At 67.7% G+C, this 20997-nt stretch carries 22 protein-coding genes and 1 tRNA gene; 5 read left to right on the top strand and 18 right to left on the bottom strand.

All coding sequences use genetic code 11. The annotated features are described in order from the left end of the window. Positions 1–37: 37 nt before the first annotated feature. Positions 38–193 carry a hypothetical protein gene (locus tag ABNF93_RS03855; protein WP_349326119.1) on the bottom strand — a complete coding sequence of 52 codons (156 nt, stop codon included), beginning with the start codon at positions 191–193 and terminating at the stop codon, positions 38–40. A gap of 330 nt (positions 194–523) precedes the next feature. On the opposite strand from ABNF93_RS03855, the gene ABNF93_RS03850 reads away from it, so the two are divergent. Next, a complete protein-coding gene (locus ABNF93_RS03850) occupies positions 524–1417 on the top strand; it encodes a phosphotransferase (RefSeq protein WP_349326118.1) in 894 nt (297 codons plus the stop codon). Positions 1418–1438: 21 nt separating this feature from the next. Beyond that, positions 1439–1969 (top strand): GNAT family N-acetyltransferase, encoded by a 531-nt coding sequence (locus ABNF93_RS03845; protein ID WP_349326117.1) that lies wholly within the window; start codon positions 1439–1441, stop codon positions 1967–1969. Between the two features lie 102 nt (positions 1970–2071). On the opposite strand, the gene ABNF93_RS03840 is transcribed toward ABNF93_RS03845, so the two are convergent. Then, positions 2072–2623 carry a hypothetical protein gene (locus tag ABNF93_RS03840; RefSeq protein ID WP_349326116.1) on the bottom strand — a complete coding sequence of 184 codons (552 nt, stop codon included), beginning with the start codon at positions 2621–2623 and terminating at the stop codon, positions 2072–2074. Between the two features lie 205 nt (positions 2624–2828). Between ABNF93_RS03840 and ABNF93_RS03835 the strand changes: the two genes are divergently transcribed. Together ABNF93_RS03835 and ABNF93_RS03830 are read left to right on the top strand one after the other, a co-directional pair. Then, a complete protein-coding gene (locus ABNF93_RS03835; protein WP_349326115.1) occupies positions 2829–3146 on the top strand; it encodes a hypothetical protein in 318 nt (105 codons plus the stop codon). A 389-nt stretch (positions 3147–3535) separates the two neighbouring features. Beyond that, positions 3536–4321, top strand: a complete 786-nt coding sequence (locus tag ABNF93_RS03830) for a phosphotransferase (protein WP_349326114.1) — start codon at positions 3536–3538, stop codon at positions 4319–4321. A 243-nt stretch (positions 4322–4564) separates the two neighbouring features. On the opposite strand, the gene ABNF93_RS03825 is transcribed toward ABNF93_RS03830, so the two are convergent. After that, positions 4565–5053 (bottom strand): NUDIX domain-containing protein, encoded by a 489-nt coding sequence (locus ABNF93_RS03825; RefSeq protein ID WP_349326113.1) that lies wholly within the window; start codon positions 5051–5053, stop codon positions 4565–4567. 288 nt (positions 5054–5341) lie between these two features. Between ABNF93_RS03825 and ABNF93_RS03820 the strand changes: the two genes are divergently transcribed. Continuing rightward, on the top strand, positions 5342–6106 hold the full coding sequence (locus ABNF93_RS03820) for a class I SAM-dependent methyltransferase (protein WP_349326112.1): 765 nt from the start codon (positions 5342–5344) through the stop codon (positions 6104–6106). A gap of 482 nt (positions 6107–6588) precedes the next feature. Here ABNF93_RS03820 and ABNF93_RS03815 read toward each other — a convergent pair. From ABNF93_RS03815 to ABNF93_RS03745, 15 genes are all read right to left on the bottom strand, one after another. After that, a tRNA-Ala gene (locus ABNF93_RS03815) sits at positions 6589–6661 on the bottom strand. Positions 6662–6766: 105 nt separating this feature from the next. Next, positions 6767–7405: a histidine phosphatase family protein gene (locus ABNF93_RS03810; protein WP_349326111.1), complete on the bottom strand. Its 639-nt coding sequence runs from the start codon at positions 7403–7405 to the stop codon at positions 6767–6769. After that, positions 7402–7827: a ribosome silencing factor gene (rsfS, locus tag ABNF93_RS03805; protein WP_349326110.1), complete on the bottom strand. Its 426-nt coding sequence runs from the start codon at positions 7825–7827 to the stop codon at positions 7402–7404. Before rsfS ends, ABNF93_RS03810 begins: the two co-directional genes overlap by 4 nt. A 121-nt stretch (positions 7828–7948) precedes the next feature. Continuing rightward, positions 7949–8551, bottom strand: coding sequence for a nicotinate-nucleotide adenylyltransferase (gene nadD, locus ABNF93_RS03800; protein ID WP_349326109.1), 603 nt, complete (start codon positions 8549–8551; stop codon positions 7949–7951). A gap of 59 nt (positions 8552–8610) precedes the next feature. After that, positions 8611–8775, bottom strand: coding sequence for a hypothetical protein (locus ABNF93_RS03795; RefSeq protein ID WP_349326108.1), 165 nt, complete (start codon positions 8773–8775; stop codon positions 8611–8613). A 95-nt stretch (positions 8776–8870) separates the two neighbouring features. Further along, positions 8871–10133, bottom strand: coding sequence for a glutamate-5-semialdehyde dehydrogenase (locus tag ABNF93_RS03790; protein ID WP_349326107.1), 1263 nt, complete (start codon positions 10131–10133; stop codon positions 8871–8873). Positions 10134–10360: 227 nt separating this feature from the next. Continuing rightward, positions 10361–10765 (bottom strand): VOC family protein, encoded by a 405-nt coding sequence (locus ABNF93_RS03785; RefSeq protein ID WP_349326106.1) that lies wholly within the window; start codon positions 10763–10765, stop codon positions 10361–10363. A gap of 147 nt (positions 10766–10912) precedes the next feature. Then, positions 10913–11269, bottom strand: coding sequence for a DUF8830 family protein (locus tag ABNF93_RS03780; protein ID WP_349326105.1), 357 nt, complete (start codon positions 11267–11269; stop codon positions 10913–10915). A 15-nt stretch (positions 11270–11284) separates the two neighbouring features. After that, on the bottom strand, positions 11285–12427 hold the full coding sequence (proB, locus tag ABNF93_RS03775) for a glutamate 5-kinase (protein ID WP_349326104.1): 1143 nt from the start codon (positions 12425–12427) through the stop codon (positions 11285–11287). Further along, the gene (gene obgE / locus ABNF93_RS03770) at positions 12427–13788 is read right to left on the bottom strand and encodes a GTPase ObgE (RefSeq protein WP_349326103.1); all 1362 of its coding nucleotides are present in this window, start codon (positions 13786–13788) and stop codon (positions 12427–12429) included. Before obgE ends, proB begins: the two co-directional genes overlap by 1 nt. A 178-nt stretch (positions 13789–13966) precedes the next feature. Next, a complete protein-coding gene (gene rpmA / locus ABNF93_RS03765; RefSeq protein ID WP_349326102.1) occupies positions 13967–14236 on the bottom strand; it encodes a 50S ribosomal protein L27 in 270 nt (89 codons plus the stop codon). A 69-nt stretch (positions 14237–14305) separates the two neighbouring features. Beyond that, positions 14306–14617 (bottom strand): 50S ribosomal protein L21, encoded by a 312-nt coding sequence (gene rplU / locus ABNF93_RS03760; protein ID WP_349326624.1) that lies wholly within the window; start codon positions 14615–14617, stop codon positions 14306–14308. 249 nt (positions 14618–14866) lie between these two features. After that, positions 14867–17947, bottom strand: a complete 3081-nt coding sequence (locus ABNF93_RS03755; protein ID WP_349326101.1) for an Rne/Rng family ribonuclease — start codon at positions 17945–17947, stop codon at positions 14867–14869. A 182-nt stretch (positions 17948–18129) separates the two neighbouring features. Continuing rightward, the gene (locus ABNF93_RS03750) at positions 18130–18996 is read right to left on the bottom strand and encodes a TIGR03936 family radical SAM-associated protein (RefSeq protein WP_349326100.1); all 867 of its coding nucleotides are present in this window, start codon (positions 18994–18996) and stop codon (positions 18130–18132) included. Between the two features lie 10 nt (positions 18997–19006). Then, complete coding sequence (locus ABNF93_RS03745; RefSeq protein WP_349326099.1) at positions 19007–20938, bottom strand: TIGR03960 family B12-binding radical SAM protein; 1932 nt, start codon at positions 20936–20938, stop codon at positions 19007–19009. Between the last annotated feature and the right edge of the window lie 59 nt (positions 20939–20997).

The following is a 20997-nucleotide window of genomic DNA, read 5'->3' as shown; positions in this document are numbered from 1 at the left end:
CGTGAACGACGTGTGCTCTCCACTTCACGATCGCCTGTCACCCGTCGGGGGCGATCAGGGCCCAGGCCCCGCCGTTGAGCCCACCACGGCAGCGATCCCGCAGTGCGTACCGTAGTCCGTGGGCCTGGTTGATGTCGTTGACCACCTGCCGTACAGGTTCCGAGGCGGGGTCAGCAAGGTTGAGGTCATCCATGGTGGCGTTCTCTCCCATTCGTCGGATGGCCGCCGGTCGGGACTGGCAGACGGCAGTCATCTGCGCGGCTGAACCGCGCTGGAGAGATCACGCCACGTGAGGACTCTAGCGACCCGGCCACCTGACGAGCAACGAGTTACTCGATGTCCTTGCGCACACTCACAATGCGCTGGCCTGCTCGACGCCGGCGTCCCCGAGTGTCCGCCGATGTACTCTTCCTCGATGCGATTACATCCGGAGGCTACGCTTTCAGCCGCTTCGCTCGCCGCCATTTCCGACGCCTACGGTCTAGGGGAACCACTGGACTCTACGTTCATCGCCCGAGGAGCCATGGGAGCCGTCAACCGAATCACTACTCGCATGCATGGCGAGCGGGTTTGTTGGACCGTGAAGCGCGCGTACTGGAACCATTTCAGTGAAGACGGGATTCGGCGCGAAGTTGACTTCACCACGCGATGTGAATCAGTCAGGGTACCGGCACCGCGGTCCATCCGGCGGATCGACGACGGTAGCTTCGTGTTGACGGTTGATGATCAGCCGGATGGGAGGAGTCAGTACCGTGTGCTGGCCTGGGTGCCCGGTGAGACTGGTGACCGGGAGGACGATCGCACCATCGCGCCGATAACGGAGTGGATGGCGCGAATCCATAACCTTGCCGTCGACCCGAACGACCAGGCAATTGACGACTGGTTCGTGCGGGTGAAATTTGATTGGGACGAACTGGCCAAGCGTATGAAGGACCCCGCTCCCGATATAGCCGATGCGATGCACGCACGCAGATCGGACCTCCATGCGCTCACCGACCTCGTCAACAGCACGCGCGAGCCAGGCGCACTGTGGTGTCACACCGATCTCGGTGCCGACAACCTGATCTGGAGCGACGGCGGCCCTTGGTTGATCGACTGGGAGAATGCCGGCCCCTTGGTTCCTCACCAGGAACTCGGATCCTTCGTACGGTCCCTGGGGTCGCGGGTGCGTGGGAAGAGCGCATACTTGGCGTACCGCCGAGCGGGTGGTCCCGCAGAGATCACAGAGCCGAGCCACCTCGCCAGCTCCGTGGCTGTCCATCTCAACTATCTCGGTTGTCAGTCCGAGCTGTTACTCGATGCCACGCATCCAGAACAACATGACTTCGCCAGAGAACAGGCCGGCAACGCGGCGAAGGACCTGCCGAGCCTCGCCGAGTTGGAGGCCTTGATCGACCACCTGAATGGTCGGACGTAGCCGAGGCGCCAGGAAGTACTGATGTCTACTGTACGGATGACTGCCGAATGGAGTATCGAGCCGGCCACGACCGCCGAGTTGGCCGACGTCGCTGCTGTGTTGGAGGACGCGGCGGCCTGGCTCAACGAGCGCGGCATCAGGCAGTGGCCAACCAGGTTTCCCGAACGACTGCTCCTTCCCGCCATCGAAAGCGGGGAGACTTGGCTGGTTCGCGCCGGGACTGATGTGGTCGCCACAGTTACTGTCGACCACGCTGACGCCGCTTGGGACGATCTCCCTACGGACGCCGCGTACGTGCACCGGATGGCGGTCCGCCACCACGGCCAGCAGCTCGGCACCTGGATGCTCGACTGGGTCACCAAAGTAGCCATCGACGAGGGACGGCGAGCAGTGCGCCTGGACTGCGTGGCAACCAACGAGGACCTGTGCCGCTATTACGAACGGCAAGGTTTCCGGAGGATGGGTGACGTAACTGTGGGTGGTATGCCGGGCGAAAGGCTCGCCAGCAAGGCAACTCAGACCGTGGTGCGTCGATACGAACGGGTGCTGTGACAGCACGACGAAGGCGCGGCCACGCTTAGCAGGTCCGCCGGTCATTGTCAGGCAGGGTTCTGGTCGGTCTTGTCGCTGTGCTTCTCTGCAATCCGCTGCGGTCTAGACAGTTGGATGGCGGCGGGAACGGGCGCGCCGCCGGATTTTGGCGCTCGTGGCGACGACCTCCGCGGCGATGCCGCAGCCAAGCAAAACTCCAAGCAGGCGGGCCCACCAAGGCAGGCCGCTTGCTGCCGAGGCGGTCGCGATCACTGCGCCGACGGTCAGACCGAGGCCGATGTCCGGCCAGAGCAGTCGTCCGGCTCCGGCATCGCGCAGTCTCCTGTCTACCGCCGGCAGATGGCGAATGCGGCGGCCGACGTGGAACAGGAGTCGCCATCCCAGGATCGGCAGAAGCAGCAACCCTACGATCGCGAGGTCCGCTGGGGGGTTGAAGGCGCTGATGGAGAGCAGCGCCAAGACGCCGACCACGATCATGACGCCGACGCCGATGATGCAGAGCAGCGCCAGGATGTCGAGCACGAGGCCGCACACGCGCACCCACAGCGGGAAGACCGACGCGGGCATCGTCACCATGGCGCCGGCAAGCATCAGGGAGCAGGCCGAACCGAGCGCGAGCCGCAGCCATCCCGCCTTGTCCGGCTGCTTGCCCATGGCGGGATGATGGCAGGCCCCAGGAGGCTTCGGAAGGTCCTAAGCCGACCTGCTGCCTGCCGACCGAAGCCTCGCCGCCTACCCATGCTGACCGGCCACTCCGACAGCCATGCCGGGCTGTGACGGTGCAAGCCACGCAGGCGGTGCGAGGTGTTCCTTGTCAAGATCTTCGGTCATGCTGGACTCCTCTTGACGGAGGGACCTCATGAGCGAGCGACCGCGAATCAACCCGGCTGAGTATCCATATCTCAAGACCAGAAGTGCCACGTTCTATCTTTCCAAGGATCCGCAGGTGCGCGCCCAGCGTTACGAGGACGCCATCAAGAAGGTGCTGGAGTTATGTGACGACGTATCCGACAATCCAATCGATCACGTCCCTCCGTGGGAGGGTGAGGACCGCCACGCTCGTGGTCAGCGGGCCTGGACGGTCGAAGGCCATCCCACCCGGGAACAGCATCTTGTCGCGCGCATTGAGAGTCTCATCGAGAAGACCATCGCCGAGAACTGGGTCGCGGGATGGTGAGGATCACAGGATCGCCTGCCGGGCCCCGCTCCGCGACGGCGGCGACGTCGTATGGTGTGCCGGATTCGAGTACGTCTTCCTCGGCCCACGCGCGGGCACTTCCGTCGGTCCGACTACAGCGAGCGCATCATGCGGCCAACCGCGGACGGGTGGCACCCAGCCCGGAAGCAAAGACCCCACGTCAGAGCGTGGCTGTCCTCGTCGGCCTCGCACACGGCTGGCCAGGCAAGGTCCAGATCGGTCGAGGGCTCACTCATTCACAGTGGAGAGCCGCCGCTTCGACGCTCACATGTCCAGGCCAGTCCAGACCCGTCCGGCTCCGTGTTGCACGCGGGTTGCACGGTGGCGACTCTGGCCACCCCACTGGCTCTCGACTGTAGCGTGGCCTCGTGCCAGAAGAAGTCCTCGCAGGTGGCAACCTCAACCCGGTGGCCCGTGCAGGCGATACCGTCAGGCGGGCGACTGGAGCTTGGACGCCCGCCGTGCACCAGCTTTTGAAGCACCTCGAAGCCCACGGTTTCGAAGCGGCCCCCCGCGTACTAGGCGTCGATGACCAGGGGCGCGAGGTGCTGACCTTCATCGACGGAGACACCGACAGCTCGGGCGCTCAAAGCTGGATCTGGTCAGAACGAGCGCTAGTCGAGGCTGCTCGTCTCATCCGCCGCTATCACGATCTGTCCAGAAGCTTTCAATCCCCAGCCAACCCACACTGGCAGGTGATGGTCCGCGCACCGACACAAGGCGACATCATCTGTCACAACGACCTGGCACCGTTCAACGCGGTCTATCGACAGGGCATCCCAGTTGCCTTCTTCGACTGGGACCTGGCCGCCCCCGGAACACCATTGTGGGACATTGCTTACGCGGTCTGGCGGTTCGTCCCGCTCTACAGCGATACAGCCGGGCGGAGCTGGCCGGCCAGCATCGACGAGCGCGCCGCCCGACTGCGCTCGTTCTGCGACTCGTACGGCCTAGAGTTCCACGACCGCGCGCGCCTCGTGGAACTGATCGAACGGCGGATTCAATGCGTGTTGGACACGGGCGAAGCCTGGGGCAAGGCAGGCAAGCCAGGCTGGTCTGAGATGTGGCGGGAGAACACGCACAGGGATGGTGCGCTCCGAGACCTGGCGTACATCAACGAGCATCGTCGCGCCCTCACCGACGCCCTCGTTTAACGTCAAATGACTCGACGGATGAGGAGCCCGGCCTTCCCTCCCGGAGTCCTCCCACAATGGCTAAGCGTCAAGATCCCGCACGCCGGACCATCTGTTCCGTAGGCCGCTGACGATCGTCCGGCAAGCGTCCATCGACGTCCAAGCCACGCGGGACGGATGGGCTCGAACGGCCCAGCCTGTCGGCCGTTGCCCACGATCGTCCAGCGCTCCTGTTAGGAGTCGCGTTTGCAAGTTCCCGCGCTCCTAGGCGACCTGGAACCGTCCGGTTCGACCGTACGCGTGCCAGAGTCTCAGCGTCTCGTCCACCTGATCGTGGCGCTGGTCGGGGAGGTCGGTGAAGAAGCGGAGGTCGAGGGCCTCCCCGTCGAGCGGATGTAGTGCGCCGGTCCACGTTCTGACAGCGAAGCACAGCGCAAATGCATGCACCTGGTCGCCGTTGGGGTACGTCACCGCGTACCGGTCGGGATTCGAGACGCAGGCGAAGGGTTCGAGGTCGGCGACCTCGGCACGCAGGCCGGTCTCTTCCTCGAGTTCGCGAACCGCGGTAAGCGCAAAGGTCGAATGTGGTTCTGCACTGCCAGCGGGCAGCCCCCAGCGTCCCGTGTCGCTGCGCCGGATCAGAAGCAACCTGTCGTCCGAGTCAATGACCAGAACCTGGGCGCCGGGCACGACGACCAACTCGGAGCCAATCTTCCGGCGCAGCCGCCACAGGTATGAACCTTCGAATCCCACTGCGGGACCATATCTTCATGGGCCATCTTCCGACGGCCGCCCTCCCTGAGACCCCCACGCGGCTGGGGCGTCGCATGCTGGTGCACCACCACTTGCAAAGACACCTCGCCCGTTCACGCTGCGCCGAGCGTGGATCGGGTCAGCGTGCGTGGCGAGTCGTCGTGGCCGTTCGCTGGGTCTTGTTGTCCATCGCCGTCCAGATCAGTCCGGCGGCCTATTGCACGCGGGTTGCATCGCGAGGGCGTATTCGGTTGGTGAGGTGCGGCCATGGTGAGTACGGTCCGGCCCATGGACCGAATCCTTGCCCATACGAGGTCGAACCGGCTCGGTTGGAATGCGATCGCCCCGGCTCGGCCATCACAGCCGCCTGAGTTCTTCCTGCAAGGTGGCACCACGCTCGAGGACTGGGAACCAGGACTCCTGCCGGACGTTGCCGGTAAGCGGATGCTTCACCTCGCGTGCGCCAACGGCAACGCCTCGATCTCCTGGGCCCTCCTCGGTGCTTCAGTGACCGGTGTCGACATCAGTGACGTCGCGATCGAGGCGGCGAGAACTCTGGCCCGCGAGACGGGGGCAGACGCGCAGTTCATCGCGGCTGACATGTATGAGATGCCAAGCCAGTTGCGGGACTTCGATGTGATCTTTGCCCAAGCGGGCGTCGTGTGCTGGCTCCCCGACCTTGACCGGTGGGCTCAGATGATCGCCGACCGTCTGCGCCCCGGCGGGACGTTCCTGCTCAACGAGCACCACCCGATCTGGGAGGTCCTCGGCGTCCGACGGCCTGGCGAGGTAGCTGTAACCGTCGACTATTTCGGCCGCGGTCAGCCCAAAGAACAGACCTACGACCAGTCCAAGCGCCCGATCGGGTGGACGCCTGAGGTCTCGTTCGACGCGTTCCTATGGCCAGTGAGCGACGTCGTGATGAGCCTCCTGCGGGCCGGACTGCGTATCGAGCAGTTCTTCGAGGCGCCGTACCCCACCATGTATGACGGTCTCGGCGAGCCCGCGACCTGGCTGCCAGCGGTCTACGTGATCAAAGCAACGCGCGAATGAATACAAGCGCACGTCCCGACAAGGGTCGCGAGACGAGGTCTTCGTTGAGTGCAGGAGTCTCGCTATGCGCCGGCCGTCCGAGGAGGGCCCCTAGGGCGCCCGCAAGGGCGGCCGGCGAGCGCCGCACCAGCGGCGACCTTGATCAAGAGAGAGCCAGGCTCGGCAGTACTAGGAGCGCGCTGATGCCCAGGTCGCCGTTCTCAGCGTTGGTTACGCCAGGGACATGCCGGCTCTGTCACCACTGTCACTCTGTCACTCAACCGTCCTTGACCTGCAGAAGCGGGCGTGACAGCGGGAGTGACAGTCACCAGTTCCTGGCCTCTCACACTCTCCCCAGTCACTACGTAACTCCCTACCCAGGTGTGGAGGGGCAGCGGTGTCCTGAGGTCCTTCGCTCCCATTTCGCTGCCAGATCGGGCATCCAACAGCGAGAGGCCCCGGCTGCTTTCGCGCCTAGGGCCTCTGACCTGCGAGTTCGTGAGTGGAGCTGAGGGGATTCGAACCCCTGACCCCCTCCATGCCATGGAGGTGCGCTACCAACTGCGCTACAGCCCCGCGGCCCTCTCACTCGGGCCAGGCGAGCATATCTGGTCGGCGTACGCGAGGTGAAATCAGGTCACCGCTCCGCGCAGGCGGGCCACAACCGCGTTGGCCGCGTCCTCAGCGATCATCACTCAGGACCGGCTCCGGCAAGGTTCCAGCGTTCCATTCGACGATCCGCCAGCCGCGTCGTCCCGGTTCGCACACCACCCAGGAACAGTTGCTCAACCCACCCAACGCCTCCCAGTACGCGGCGGGCAGGCCGACCAGCCGGGCGATGCCCACCCGCATGGCGAGGCCGTGACATGCCGCGACGACGGTCTCCCCGTCGCGAACGAGATCGATCGCCCGCCGTAAGCCCTTCTCGGCTCGTTCGGCGAGTTCGGCGACGGTCTCGCCGTCGCCGCCCCGGCGGTAGTCCTCGCCCGCATCCCCACGTGCCTGGATGTCGGGGAAGCGGGCGCGGAACTCCTCGCGCGTCATGCCCGCCCACGAGCCGACGTCGATCTCCCGGAGGTCCAGGTCGTAGGTGACCTCGAGGCCGGTGAGTCGGGCGAGTTCAGCGGCGGTCTGCGCGGCCCGCTGGAGGTCGCTGGACACGATCGCGGCAGGGCGCAGGGCAGCGAGCCGGGCAGCGGCCGCCCGCGCCTGCTCAATGCCGACAGGGTCGAGCGGAATGTCGGTCTGGCCCTGAAACTTTCCCTCGAAGTTCCACGACGTGCGGCCGTGCCGCCACACCACCAGGCGCGCGGCGGTCACAGGTCGGTGCCGGTCGGACGACGACGGTCAGCGACCGACTCGCCACCGGGCGCGCCCGCAAGGACTGTCTCGGGGAGCGGGATCTCCGGGCAGTCACGCCACAACCGTTCGAGCGCGTAGAACTCACGCTCCTCGACGTGCTGAACGTGAACGACAAGATCGCCGTAGTCGAGAAGGACCCAGCGGTTGTCCCGCTCGCCTTCGCGGCGGGCGGGCTTCGCGCCAGCAGCGGCCAACCGGTCGAGGATCTCATCGACGATGGCGCCGACCTGGCGGTCATTGGTGGCAGAGCACAAAAGGAACGCATCGGCGAGGGCGAGCCGCTCAGAGACGTCAAAACAGATGATGTCGTGGGCCAGCTTGTCAGAAGCAGACCGCGCGGCCAGGTGGGCCAACTCGACGGCGTGGGTGGTTGCGGGCACGAGGTCCTTTCTCGGCGAAACCCGGACATTGCGGCCCGACCCGCCGTTCGCTCATCGGCGTACGAACGACTCCAGGATCTCACGCCGCATTCGTCAAGTTGACCGGTGATTCGAATCTGGCTCAGCCACCGCGGTACATCCGCCTCTTGTTGATGTACTGCACGATGCCGTCGGGTACGAGATACCAGATAGGTTGACCGGCTGCGACGCGCTCACGACATTCCGTAGACGAAATCGCCAGGGCGGGGATCTCCAACAGCGTGATGCCGTTGGACGGTATCTGGTCGGTGTCGATCGTGTGCCCCGGCCTCGTGCACCCCACGAAGTGCGCCATCGCGAAGAGTTCGTCCACGTCGCGCCACGTGAGGATCTGGGTCAGGGCATCAGCGCCGGTGATGAAGTAGAACTCCGCGTCCGGCCCGCGCGCCTCGCGGAGATCCCGCAACGTGTCGACCGTGTAGGTGAGCCCTGGGCGGTCGATGTCCACCCGGCTCACCGAGAACCTCGGGTTGGACGCCGTCGCGATGACCGTCATGAGATAGCGGTCCTCAGCGAGGGAGACTTCCCGATCGTCCTTCTGCCATGGCTGGCCGGTGGGGACGAATATGACCTCATCGAGATCGAACCAGGCCTGCACCTCGCTCGCCGCCACCAGGTGCCCGTGGTGGATCGGGTCGAACGTGCCGCCCATCACGCCCAGGCGCAGCGGCCTTGCGTTGCTCACGTCTGGCCTCCCGCGCCCTGCGCGCTCAACAGCCTCAACCGCCCCTCTCGCGTACCCGCTCAGCTGTGCGGGCGGCCCCTGCCGATCGCGAGAGTGATCAGGAGGAGCACCGTCAGCAGGACGAAACTTCCCAGGCCGATGACCTCGGCCGGCACCGGCAGCTCGATGTGGTGGGCCGGCTGGGCGAGGACGATGCTGCCGACGATAGTGGCGTACGACTCCATGGCGGGCAGCCTACCGGGCGCGCCATGCCGCCCCCGCCGCGAGGCCCGACCGTCGATCCAGTCCGGCGATCCAGTCCGTCGATCCAGTCCGGCGGTCAGGCGCGGATCTGACCCTCGCCGACCACGACGTACTTCGTCGACGTCAACTCCGGCAGGCCCATCGGACCGCGGGCGTGGAGCTTCTGCGTGGAGATCCCGATCTCGGCACCGAACCCGAACTCCCCGCCGTCGGTGAACCGCGTCGACGCGTTGACGACCACCGCCGCCGAGTCGACCGCCTGCACGAACCGCCGAGCTGCCTGCTGGGAGCCGGTGACGATCGCGTCGGTGTGACCCGATCCGTGCGTACGAATGTGCCGGCAGGCATCGTCCAGAGAGTCGACGACAGCACCTGCGATGTCGAGCGAGAGGTACTCGGTGCCCCAGTCCTCTGGTGTGGCCGGCACGACGTGGTCCTTGCCGTACGACCGGATCCGCTCGTCCCCGTGGACCGTCACGCCGGCCCCGGCAAGTGCCGCCAACGCACGGGGAACGAACGTGTCGGCGATGTCGGCATGGACGAGGAAGGTCTCGGCGGCGTTGCAGACGCTCGGCCGCTGGGTCTTGGCGTTGAGGAGGATGTCGATCGCCATGTCGAGGTCTGCCGCGCTGTCGACGTAGACGTGGCAGTTGCCGACGCCGGTCTCGATCACCGGCACGGTCGACTCCTCGACCACGCTGCGGATAAGGGTGGCTCCCCCGCGCGGGATGAGCACGTCGACGAGGCCGCGGGCCCGCATCAGGTGCTTGACGGACTCGTGGCTGTCGCCGGGGACCAGCTGGACCGAATCTGCTGGGAATCCCTTGCCCACAAGGGCGTTGCGGAGGGCTGCGACGATCGCTTCGTTGGAGCCACGGGCCGACGACGAGCCGCGCAGCAGCACGGCGTTACCGCTCTTGAGGCACAGGCCGGCGGCGTCGGCGGTGACGTTGGGGCGGGCTTCGTAGATGATCCCGACCACACCGAAGGGCACCCGCACCTGTCGCAGCTCGAGCCCGTTGGGAAGGGTGTAGCCGCGGACGACCTCACCCACCGGGTCGGTCAGGGCGGCGACGTCGCGGAGTCCGTCGGCCATCGCATGGACGCGCTTCTCGTCGAGCCGAAGCCGGTCGATGATCGCCTCGGACGTACCCCCGTCGCGGACCCGCTCGACGTCACCGGCGTTGGCGGCGATGATCGTGGGCGCCGCCGCCTCGAGGCCGGACGCCATCGCGTGGAGCGCGGCGTCCTTGTCGGCCCGGGAGCGGCTCGCGAGATCGACCGCCGCGGTCCGCGCCCGGCAGGCCGTCTCGCGGACGGCATCGCGATCAGTGCTCATGGTCCGATCCTAGGCGCCCCGCCAGTCCCGGCCGCAAATGACCACGCTGCCCATGCCTGTGGTAGCCGGACCCGGCATGTACGCATGGCCCGGTTACCGGAAGCATGCTCAGCGTGGTCATTTGCGCGCGCGGTTCTCAGCGGCAGCGTGGTCATTTGGGCGAGCGCGGTTCTTTGCGTGAGATCGCGGTTCTTGCGGCAGCGCGGTTCTCAGCGGGAGCGCGGTTCTCACATGCGGGGCGCGACCACCGTGTCGTCGGGCTGCAGCGCGCCGAAGTGGTTGCCTTCGGGATCGACGAAGTACGCCATCCAGCCGACACTCGGAAGTGCCCGTCGTTCGCCGACCTGGCGGCCACCGGCGTTGGCGACGGCCTTCTCCACGACGTCGAGGTCGTCCACCTCGATCGTGCACAGGAACGCCCCCGCCGCGTTCGTGTGATCCACGCTGGCATCGCCCTGACGTGGCGCGAGTCCCCCGTTGATGCCTGCCGTGTCATCGGACCCGGTGGTGATCAACCGGAATTCCGTCGGACCGTTCCAGCGCCGAAACGACCAGCCGAACACGTTCGCGTAGAACCGCTCGGCCCGATCCAGGTTGTCGGCCTTGATCTCGAAGTGAACGACCCGATTCATGCGAGCCTCCGCGTACTTGTCGCCAGCTGTCCCTTCCTTTTGAGAATGTCCAGCTTCGACGCGGGCCACACCGTGCGCTGCACGAGTTGTCCGAGGATCGGGAACGGAGGGGTACGACAGATCCGACAGATCCGTACAGACGACAGATCAGTACGGGCGGACGTCGGCGGCACCGGCGACGGGCGGCGGAGCGGTCCCCTCGTCGACCCGCATGGCGAAGGTCTCCCGGTCGAGTACCTCGAGCCCGATGACCTCCCACCGCGGGAGCCGGGCGCTGTCGCGATGCTCGGTCCAGAGCCGAAGGGCGAGGGAGGCCGCGTCGAGGATGGTGGTCGCCTGCTCCCAGTACCGCACCTCCACCCGGTCGGCCCGGTAACGGACCGTCAGCAGGAAGGGCCGCTCCTCGGTCAGACGTTCCAGACCAGCCTGGACCTCGGTGACATCATGCGGCTCACCGGCCACCGTGACGGTGATGTGCCACATCCGTGGCTCTTCTGAGCTCACCACCGCCGGCGCTCCTCACGCTCGGGCGCCGTGCCGGCGCTGGGTCAGGACGAGATCGTCCCGATGGACGACCTCGCGCTCGTAGGCCGGACCGAACTCCCGCGCGAGGTCACGAGTCGACCGCCCGAGCAGACCGGGCAGCTCCTGTGCGTCGAAGTTGACCAGGCCGCGAGCGACAGTCTGGCCATCCGGGTCTATCAGGTCCACCGGATCGCCGGCATCGAAGCTGCCTTCGACCTCGACAATCCCTGCTGGGAGCAAGGATGCCCGACGTTCGCAGACCGCACGCACCGCACCCGGGTCAAGGCGTAGCCGCCCGCGTGGCGTGGTCGCGTGTGCGAGCCAGAGTAGCCGGGTCGGACGTCGGCGGCCGGTGACGTGGAAGTACGTCCCGACCCGTTCGCCGACGAGTGCCCGTGCCGCATCGGCCGCGTCGGCGAGGATCACGGGGACGCCGGCGCCCGTGGCGATTCGGGCGGCCTCCACCTTGGTCGTCATCCCACCGGTCCCGACACCTGAGCGGCCCGTCCGGCCGAGCATCACCTGGTCGAGGTCGGCCTCGGCCCGGATCTCCGCGATCCGTTGCGTACCGGCGCGTCGGGGGTCTCCGTCGTACAACCCGTCGACGTCGGAGAACAGCACCAACAGATCGGCGTGGACCAGGTGCGCGACCAACGCGGCCAGCCGGTCGTTGTCACCGAACCGGATCTCCTCGGTGGCCACGGAGTCGTTCTCGTTGACGAGCGGGACGACGCCGAGCTCGAGCAGCCGGGCAAAGGTGCGGTAGGCGTTCCGGTAATGGGACCGTCGGGTCACGTCATCGAGCGTGAGCAGGACCTGCGCCACCCTGAACCCGTGGCGCCCGAACGCCTCCGTGTAGCGCGCGACGAGCAGGCCCTGCCCCACACTGGCAGCCGCCTGCTGGGTGGCGAGGTCGCGCGGGCGGGTACGCAGGCCCAGCGGTGCGATCCCGCTCGCGATCGCGCCGGACGAGACCAGGACGATCTCGATTCCCGCGGAAAGTCGGTCGGCGAGGACGTCGACCATCGCGTCGATCCGGTGCGGGTCGATCCCACCTCGGCGGGTCGTCAGCGAGGACGAACCCACCTTCACCACCACCCGCTGGGCCCCGGCCACATCGGCCCGAACCTCGGCCATCACCGACCCTCCAGCCGCGGGTCGCTGCCGCGCGGCCCGCGGAGCAGCTCCGCCCCTGACTCCACCGACGGGTCGAAGTCGAAGATGACGGCGTTCTCATCCGAGCCCACCGCCACCGCGTCACCCGGCACCGCACCGAGCTGGCGCAGTCGGTCCTCGACGCCCAACCGGTTCAGCCGATCGGCGAGGTAGCCCACCGCCTCGTCGTTGGCGAAGTCGGTCTGGCGTACCCACCGCTCTGGCCGGCGGCCGGTGACCCGCCAGATCTCTCCCTCGCGGACGACCGTGAACTCCGAGTCGTCCACCGCCTTCGGGCGGAGCACGATCCGGGTCGGCTCGGCCTGCGGCATGGCGGCACGGCGCCCCTGCACGAGCCGGGCCATGGCGTACGTCAGCTCGGTCATGCCTTCCCTGGTGGCCGCCGACACGTCGTAGACGGCGTAGCCGCGGCTCTCCAGCTCCGGGCGTACCATCTCGGCCAGCTCCCGCCCCTCGGGCACATCCACCTTGTTCAGGGCCACCAGGCGGGGACGGTCGTCGAGCCCACCGTGCGCACGCAACTCCGCCTCGATCACCTCGAGGTCGGTCAGCGGGTCACGGCCGGATTCGATCGTGGCGCAGTCGATCACGTGACACAGCGCGCTGCAGCGTTCGATATGACGCAGGAACGCGTGGCCGAGCCCGCGTCCCTCGCTCGCCCCTTCGATCAAGCCCGGAACGTCGGCCACCGTGAACGACGTGTCCCCCGCCGTGACGACACCGAGATTGGGAACGAGTGTGGTGAACGGATAGTCCGCGATCTTCGGCCGTGCCCGCGACACCGCGGCGATCAGGCTGGACTTGCCCGCACTCGGGAACCCCACCAGGCCGATGTCGGCGACCAGCTTCAGCTCCAGGACCACCGTCCGACGCTCGCCCGGCTCGCCGAGCAGCGCGAAACCGGGCGCACGACGCTTCTTCGAGGCCAGTGCCGCGTTGCCGAGACCGCCATGGCCTCCGGACGCGATGACGTACGACGTGCCAGAACCGATCAGGTCGACCAGCACCCCGCCGTTTATGGACTTGACGACTGTGCCGTCGGGAACCCTCAGGATGACGTCGGGTCCTTCGGCGCCCGACTTGTTGTTGCCCTGGCCACGCTTGCCGTTGCCGCCGCGGCGGTGCGGTGCGTGGTAGTAGTCGACCAGCGTCGTCACGCCGGGATCGACCTGGAGGACGACGTTTCCGCCCCGCCCACCATTACCGCCGTCCGGCCCGCCGAGCGGCTTGAACTTCTCCCGGTGGATGGAGGCACAGCCATGACCGCCATCCCCGCCGGCCACGTGCAGGGTGACCCGATCCACGAACGTCGGAACCGCCACGGCTCACCTCCCTCGTCTCGAACCTTCATGCGTACGACGTGCTCTGTGCGGTCGGCGTGCGACCGGAAACCCCGTGCGAACGGCCCCGGCGATGTGAAGAGGGGCGGGCCAGCTGGCCCGCCCCTCGAGGTCTCACTGCCGCGTTCGCGGCATCACTCCGTTGTCCAGGAAAGTGGCGTCACTCAGACGGAGCACCGTCGCCCGCGACGATGCTCACCACCCGGCGCCCGCGCCGGCGGCCGAACTCGACCTTGCCCTGGGACAGTGCGAACAGCGTGTCGTCGCCGCCACGCCCGACGTTGACACCGGGGTGGAAGTGCGTGCCACGCTGCCGGACGATGATCTCGCCGGCGTTGACCAGCTGGCCGCCGTAGCGCTTGACGCCGAGCCGCTGCGAATTGGAGTCGCGCCCGTTCCTGGAGGACGAGGCGCCCTTCTTGTGTGCCATCGGTCGACCCTTTGCCTGTCGTTCGCGGTGGGGAGCAGGATCCGGTGGTCCTGCCGTGCTGTGTGAGGACTACTTCGTCTCGATGCCGGTCACCTTGAGCTGCGTCAGCTTCTGGCGGTGACCCTGGCGGCGGCGGTAGCCCGTCTTGTTCTTGAACTTGAGAATGTTGATCTTCGGTCCCTTGGCGTCGCCGAGGACCTCGGCGGTGACCGCGACCTTGCCGAGCGCCGCGGCGTCGGAGGTGACGGTCTCGCCGTCGACCAACAGCACCGCCGGAAGCTGCACTGTGGCACCAGTCTCCTCGGCGAGCCGGTTGACCTCGAGGACGTCGCCGACCACAACCTTGTGCTGCCGGCCGCCACTGCGCACGATCGCGTACACCGCTCGTCTCACTCTCTTCGGGATAAAGCTCTTCGGGAAGTGCAGCTTCGGATCTATGCGCCTTCGAAGTTCAGAGGACTGCGCCGGACCAACGACGGCAGACACGACGAAGACGCGAACTCCGCGCCGATCGTTGAGGATACCCAACCGAGGCGATGGGGTCCAAAGCGGGTGAGCGCGCGGCCGGCGCCAGGGTGGGCCGAGGCGAGGTCGAGACCGCCCCACGGAACACCGTCGGTCCCTGGTCGGTCACCACCAGCTGGTACGACCGACGGGACTCCCCTGGGCCTGCGGTGTCTCCTTCGGTGTCTCCTGCTGTGTCTCCTGCTGTGTCTCCTGCTGTGCCCCCTCCAGGACCGTTTCGTCCGAATGGGGCGCTTCATCGTGCTCCGGCGCTTCGCCCTGCTGAGACGCTTCGCCGTGATCGGGTGCTTCGCCGTGACCGGGCGCTTCGCCCTGGTCGCTGGGCTCGGCTGGCTGACTAGGTTCGCCTGGCTGACTAGGTTCGCCTGGCTGACTAGGTTCGCCTGGCTGACCGGGTTCGCCCAGCTGACTAGGTTCGCCCAGCTGACTGGGTTCGTCGACGTGGGCGGGTTCCTGGGCGGGGGAAGGCTGGACCTCAGCCACCGCCGGTGCTGACGGCTCCACCTCGACCGCCTCGTCAGCCCTGGCCGCGACCGCCTCGACCACTTCGTCAGGCCGGGCCGCGACCGCCTCGACCACTTCGTCAGGCCGGGCCCCGACCGCCTCGACCGCCTCCTCAGCCCTGGCCTCGACGGCCTCGTGTGTCTCAGCCTCCGCGGCGAGTTGAGCCTCGGCCGCCGCCACGAGTTGGGCGTGGGCGTCTGCCGCAACCGGCGCCTCGGGCGCTGGCGCGGTATCGGCCTCCACCGCGGTCGGAGCTTCTGCGGTGTCCGCGTCGGACCCAGCCTCTGCGGCAGGTTGGTCGTCCGTCTCGGGCTGGGCGTCCGGCTCCGACGATGCCTCGTCGGTATCGAGGCCCTCCGCCGTAGCGGCTCCCCCGCCCCCTCCGCGCCGCCGCCGGCGCGACCGGCGTCCGCCCTCGCCGTCCGCCGGGTGATCGTCGGACTCGACAGGATCGAGCCGGATGTGGAACCCGCGACCGTTGCACGCCTCGCAGGGCTCGCTGAACGACTCGAGCAGGCCGGTACCGATCCGCTTCCGGGTCATCTGGACCAGCCCGAGCGAGGTCACCTCGGCCACCTGGTGCTTCGTACGGTCCCGGCCCAGGCACTCCACCAGACGGCGTAGCACCAGGTCACGGTTGGACTCCAACACCATGTCGATGAAGTCGACCACGATGATGCCGCCGATGTCGCGCAGTCTGAGTTGCCGGACGATCTCCTCGGCCGCCTCGAGGTTGTTCTTGGTGACCGTCTCCTCGAGGTTGCCGCCAGCGCCGGTGAACTTCCCGGTGTTGACGTCGATGACCGTCATCGCCTCGGTGCGTTCGATGATCAACGACCCGCCCGACGGCAGCCACACCTTGCGGTCGAGCGCCTTCATGATCTGCTCGTCGATCCGGAACGACGCGAAGACATCCTTCGGCGTCGTCCAGCGTTCCAGCCGGCTGCCCAGGTGCGGGGCAACGTGGCGGACGTAGCCCTCGACCATGTCCCACGCGTCGTCGCCGGACACGACGAGGCGGGTGAAGTCCTCGGTGAAGAGGTCGCGGACGACCTTGATCAGCAGGTCCGGCTCGGCGTAGAGGAGGTTCGGCGCCTGCCCGTTCGATGCCTTCTTATCGATCTCCTGCCACTGTGCCTGGAGGCGCGACACGTCGCGGGAGAGTTCCTCCTCGCTCGCACCCTCGGCAGCGGTGCGGACGACCACGCCGGCTTCCTCGGGGACGATCTCCTTCAACAGCTGCTTGAGCCGGTTGCGTTCGGTGTCGGGGAGCTTGCGGCTGATGCCGTTCATGGAGCCGTGGGGTACGTAGACGAGGTAGCGCCCCGGGATGCTGATCTGGCTGGTCAGCCGCGCACCCTTGTGTCCGACCGGATCCTTGGTGACCTGGACCAGCACGGCCTGGCCGGACTTGAGCGCGGTCTCGATCCGCTTGGGCTGACCCTCGAGGCCCAGGCCGCTCCAGTCGACCTCACCGGCGTAGAGCACGGCGTTTCGGCCGCGGCCGATGTCGACGAACGCGGCCTCCATGCTGGGCAGGACGTTCTGAACCCGGCCGAGGTAGACGTTGCCGATCATCGAGGACTGGGTCTCACGGGTGACGTAGTGCTCGACGAGTACGTCGTCCTCGAGAACGCCGATCTGGGTCCGGTCGCCGTGCTGTCGGATCACCATCGTGCGTTCGACGGACTCGCGGCGGGCGAGGAACTCCGACTCGGACAGGATCGGCGGCCGTCTGCGGCCGGCCTCGCGGCCCTCACGTCTGCGCTGCCTCTTCGCCTCGAGCCGGGTCGAGCCCTCGACCGAGGTCACCTCGTCGGACTTGCGGGGTTCCCGCACCTTGACGATGGTCGTCTCTGGGTCGTCCGGAGCGGCCTCGATCGCCTCTCCCTTGCGCCGGCGCCGGCGCCGGCGCCGACGGGACCCGTTGCCGCCGGACTCGTCGTCAGTGCCCGACCCGTCGGCGTCGTCGGCCTGGCTGTCGTCGGTGTCGCCTGCGCGGTCGGCCTCGGCGTCGTCGTCTCCGGAGGTGCGGTCACCTTCGGACCGGTCCTCGTCGGAGCTGTCGTCGCCGTCCGCGCCGGAGTCGTCGTCGGAGGCGTTCTTGTTGCGCCGCCGGCCACCACGCCGGCGTCGCCGGCGTCGGCCACCTTCGTCGTCGGAGTCGTCGCCGTCCGAGCTGGCGCCGGTACTACCGGCGCTGTCGCTCTCGGAGCCGCCGCTGGTGTCGGCCTCCTCGCGGGCATCAGAGGAGTCGCCGGTGTCGCTGGCCTTGGCGGTCCGGCCCCGCTTGCGCCGGCCGGGGGCGGGCTCGTCGACAACCTCGTCGGTCACCGGTTGCGCGGTCTCGATCGTCGGCGGCTGGAACAGCACCGACGGCGCCTGGAACGCCACGGTCTGCGCGGGGGGCTGGGCTGCTCGCCCGGATCCTGCCGGTGGTTCCCCGGGGCTGCCACCCGTGCCGACACTGCCGCTGTCGCCGCTGTCACGCGTGGTGCCCGGGTCGCCGGAGGACTCCCCCGCGTCGGACTTCGAGCGGGCGGACTTCCGCGAGGTCGTCCGTTTCCGGCTCGACCGCCGCCCGGGCGAGTCGGCCTGCTGGTCGTCGGCCGGATTCGCGGCGGTCTGCGAAGGATCTTCAGCTGGTTCTGACTTGTTGGTGTCTTGCTCGTGGTCGAGCATGCAGTCTTTCTCCTGTCAGCCCTCGGGCTCGAAAGCCGCACAAGGGCCCTGTCGGTCGCCTGCGTTGCGCTGGGCAACGCGGACGTAAGTCGTCTTCGTCGGCTCCGACCGGGAGAAATGGTTCTCTCCGATCGCCGCGACGACGTTCTCACCGGCAGCACCGCAACCCCGGCTGCTCTGGCCTACCGCGGAACGGCCTCCGCCACTTTCGGTGTGACGGGGGCGTCGCGGTCGAGCGCCAACGGATCGCCCACGGTGCCGGACACCTCGTCCCAAGGGCCCTGCGCCAGCCGGGTCGCACGAGGCGACATCGACAGCTCGAACCCAGACGCCAGGCGGAGCCCGGAGAGGACATCGTCGGGTCGTACGGCGGGCGTTCCATGCCGGACGACCACCTGCAGTATCGCACAGGCCTGGCTCGACACCTGGTAACCGACCGGTTGCGGGCTGCCAGACACTGCCCGAGCCACCTCGCCAGGAGCCGCGGCGACCGCCTCCGGGTCGTACGGTGGGTCCGCAACCAGGAGGCACAGGATCGCCGGACGGACGTCGAACACCTTCCGGCCGTTCTTGGTCAGCCGCTCCACCTCGACGGTCTCGCGGGCGAGGAACGCCTCCACCGCAGCGGCAAGCCCGTCCATCTCCGCGACCGGCACCTCGATCCGCCAGTGGGACGCCTGGAGCCGCTCGGCCAGCGACTGTCCTCGCGCCTCCACGATCTCGAGGACGTCCAGACCGTCAGGTAGCGCCGCGTCCAGGGCAATCCGGACGGCCTCGGGATCCTGGACGACGGCCAGCCCGAGTTCTGCGTACTCTGCCTCGCTCGCCGCGCCGGTAGGCGCCGCTCCCGCGAAGGAGATCTTCGGGTGCGGGCTGAAGCCGGCGGAGAACGCCATCGGTACGGCGGCCCGCCGCAGCGCCCGCTCCAGCGCCCGCTGGAAGTCGCGGTGGCTCGTGAACCGCAGCCGCCCGCGCTTGGCGTACCTCAGGCGTAGCCGCTGGACGGTGGCCGGCGTGTGGCGGTCGGGAGGTGTGGGTTTGCGACTCATCTCGCGGCACTCAGCTGTGGGAGACGGCGGCGATGGGGAGGAGCTTCTTGCCGGTCGGGCCGATCTGGATCTCCGTACCCATCTGCGGGCAGACACCGCAGTCGAAGCACGGCGTCCAGCGGCAGTCGTCGACCTCCACCTCGTCGAGGGCGTCCTGCCAGTCCTCCCAGAGCCACTCGCGGTCGAGCCCTGCGTCCAGGTGGTCCCAGGGCAGGACCTCCGCCGCTTCCCGCTCCCGCGTGGTGTACCAGTCGAGGTCGACCGGTTCGTCCGCGAGCGCCTCCTCGCACGCCTTCACCCAGCGGTCGTAGGAGAAGTGCTCGCTCCACCCGTCGAAGCGGCCACCGCCGTCCCAGACCGCCCGGATCACCCGACCGACCCGACGGTCGCCGCGCGACAGGAGCCCTTCGATCACCGACGGTTGGCCGTCGTGGTAGCGCAGACCGATCGCCTTGCCGTAGTTCCGGTCACTCCGGATCGCCTTGCGAAGCTTCGCCAGCCGCGCGTCGACGACCTCCCACGACGCCTGGCCCGCCCACTGGAACGGCGTGTGCGGCTTGGGGACGAACCCACCGATCGACACCGTGCACCGGATGTCGCGCCGGCCGGTCGCCTCACGCCCGGCCGCGATGACCTTGCGGGCGAGGTCGGCGATCTCGAGGACGTCCTCGTCGGTCTCGGTCGGGAGCCCGCACATGAAATAGAGCTTCACCTGGCGCCAGCCGCCGGCGTAGGCCGTGCTGACGGTACGGATGAGGTCCTCCTCGGACACCATCTTGTTGATCACCTTGCGAAGGCGTTCGCTGCCGCCTTCTGGCGCGAAGGTCAGCCCGGACCGCCGGCCGCTGCGGGAGAGTTCGTTGGCCAGCGTCACGTTGAACGCGTCGACGCGGGTGGACGGCAGCGACAGCGAGACGTTGCTGCCTTCGTACCGGTCCGCAAGGCCCTTGGCGACGTCGCCGATCTCGGAGTGGTCGGCGCTCGACAGCGACAGGAGCCCGACCTCCTCGAAGCCCGACGCCTCGATGCCCTGCTGGACCATGTCCCCGATCGTGGTGATGCTGCGTTCGCGGACGGGCCGGGTGATCATGCCCGCCTGGCAGAACCGGCAACCGCGCGTACAACCGCGGAAGATCTCGACCGAGTACCGCTCGTGCACGGTTTCGGCCAACGGCACAAGGGGTTTCTTCGGGTACGGCCACTCGTCGAGGTCTGTCAACGTGTGCTTGACGACGCGCATCGGGATGCCACTGCGGTTGGGAACCACCCGCTTGATGCGTCCGTCCGGGAGATAGTCGACGTCGTAGAAGGCTGGTACGTAGACACCGCCGGACGCGGCGAGGCGACGCAGCAGCTCGGTCCGCCCGCCTGGGCCACCCTCGGCCTTCCACTCGCGGATCACCTCGCTGATCGCCAGGACGATCTCCTCACCGTCGCCCAGGACCGCGGCGTCGAGGAAGTCGGCGATCGGCTCGGGGTTGAACGCCGAGTGCCCGCCCGCCAGCACGATCGGGTGCGCGTCGGTACGGTCCCGCGACTCCAGCGGGATGCCGGCGAGATCGAGCGCCGTGAGGAGATTCGTGTAGCCCAGCTCGGTCGCGAACGACACACCAAGGACGTCGAACGCCTGGACCGGGCGGTGCCCGTCGACCGTGAACTGGCCGATGCCGTGTTCCCGCATCACCCGCTCCATGTCGGGCCAGACGGAGTACGTGCGCTCGGCGAGGATCCAGTCGCGTTCGTTCAGGATCTCGTAGAGGATCTGGATGCCCTGGTTGGGCAGGCCCACCTCGTAGGCGTCGGGGTACATCAACGCCCAGCGGACCTGCGCCGCGTCCCAGTCCTTGACGGTCGAGTTCAGCTCGCCGCCGACGTACTGGATCGGCTTCTGCACCTGCGGCAACAGCGGTTCCAACCGGGGGAAGAGCGACTCGACGGACATTTTCGTGGTGCCTCCGGGGCGGGATGTACGCAACACTCTGTGGATCTGTAGCGGAAATA

The organism is Actinopolymorpha sp. B9G3 (genome assembly GCF_040120725.1).
Taxonomy (GTDB): domain Bacteria; phylum Actinomycetota; class Actinomycetes; order Propionibacteriales; family Actinopolymorphaceae; genus Thermasporomyces.
This window is presented reverse-complemented; position numbering and strand designations above follow the sequence as displayed.

Bases quoted from the DNA above. Each gene is read 5' to 3' on its own strand.
- ABNF93_RS03790 (WP_349326107.1), bottom strand. From the start codon at position 10,133: ATGAGCACTGATCGCGATGCCGTCCGCGAGACGGCCTGCCGGGCGCGG.
- ABNF93_RS03845 (WP_349326117.1), top strand. From the start codon at position 1,439: ATGTCTACTGTACGGATGACTGCCGAATGGAGTATCGAGCCGGCCACG.
- ABNF93_RS03820 (WP_349326112.1), top strand. From the start codon at position 5,342: ATGGACCGAATCCTTGCCCATACGAGGTCGAACCGGCTCGGTTGGAAT.
- ABNF93_RS03850 (WP_349326118.1), top strand. From the start codon at position 524: ATGGGAGCCGTCAACCGAATCACTACTCGCATGCATGGCGAGCGGGTT.
- ABNF93_RS03750 (WP_349326100.1), bottom strand. From the start codon at position 18,996: ATGAGTCGCAAACCCACACCTCCCGACCGCCACACGCCGGCCACCGTC.
- ABNF93_RS03755 (WP_349326101.1), bottom strand. From the start codon at position 17,947: ATGCTCGACCACGAGCAAGACACCAACAAGTCAGAACCAGCTGAAGAT.
- ABNF93_RS03835 (WP_349326115.1), top strand. From the start codon at position 2,829: ATGAGCGAGCGACCGCGAATCAACCCGGCTGAGTATCCATATCTCAAG.
- ABNF93_RS03795 (WP_349326108.1), bottom strand. From the start codon at position 8,775: ATGGAGTCGTACGCCACTATCGTCGGCAGCATCGTCCTCGCCCAGCCG.
- rpmA (WP_349326102.1), bottom strand. From the start codon at position 14,236: ATGGCACACAAGAAGGGCGCCTCGTCCTCCAGGAACGGGCGCGACTCC.
- ABNF93_RS03855 (WP_349326119.1), bottom strand. From the start codon at position 193: ATGGATGACCTCAACCTTGCTGACCCCGCCTCGGAACCTGTACGGCAG.
- ABNF93_RS03745 (WP_349326099.1), bottom strand. From the start codon at position 20,938: ATGTCCGTCGAGTCGCTCTTCCCCCGGTTGGAACCGCTGTTGCCGCAG.
- ABNF93_RS03840 (WP_349326116.1), bottom strand. From the start codon at position 2,623: ATGGGCAAGCAGCCGGACAAGGCGGGATGGCTGCGGCTCGCGCTCGGT.
- ABNF93_RS03785 (WP_349326106.1), bottom strand. From the start codon at position 10,765: ATGAATCGGGTCGTTCACTTCGAGATCAAGGCCGACAACCTGGATCGG.
- proB (WP_349326104.1), bottom strand. From the start codon at position 12,427: ATGGCCGAGGTTCGGGCCGATGTGGCCGGGGCCCAGCGGGTGGTGGTG.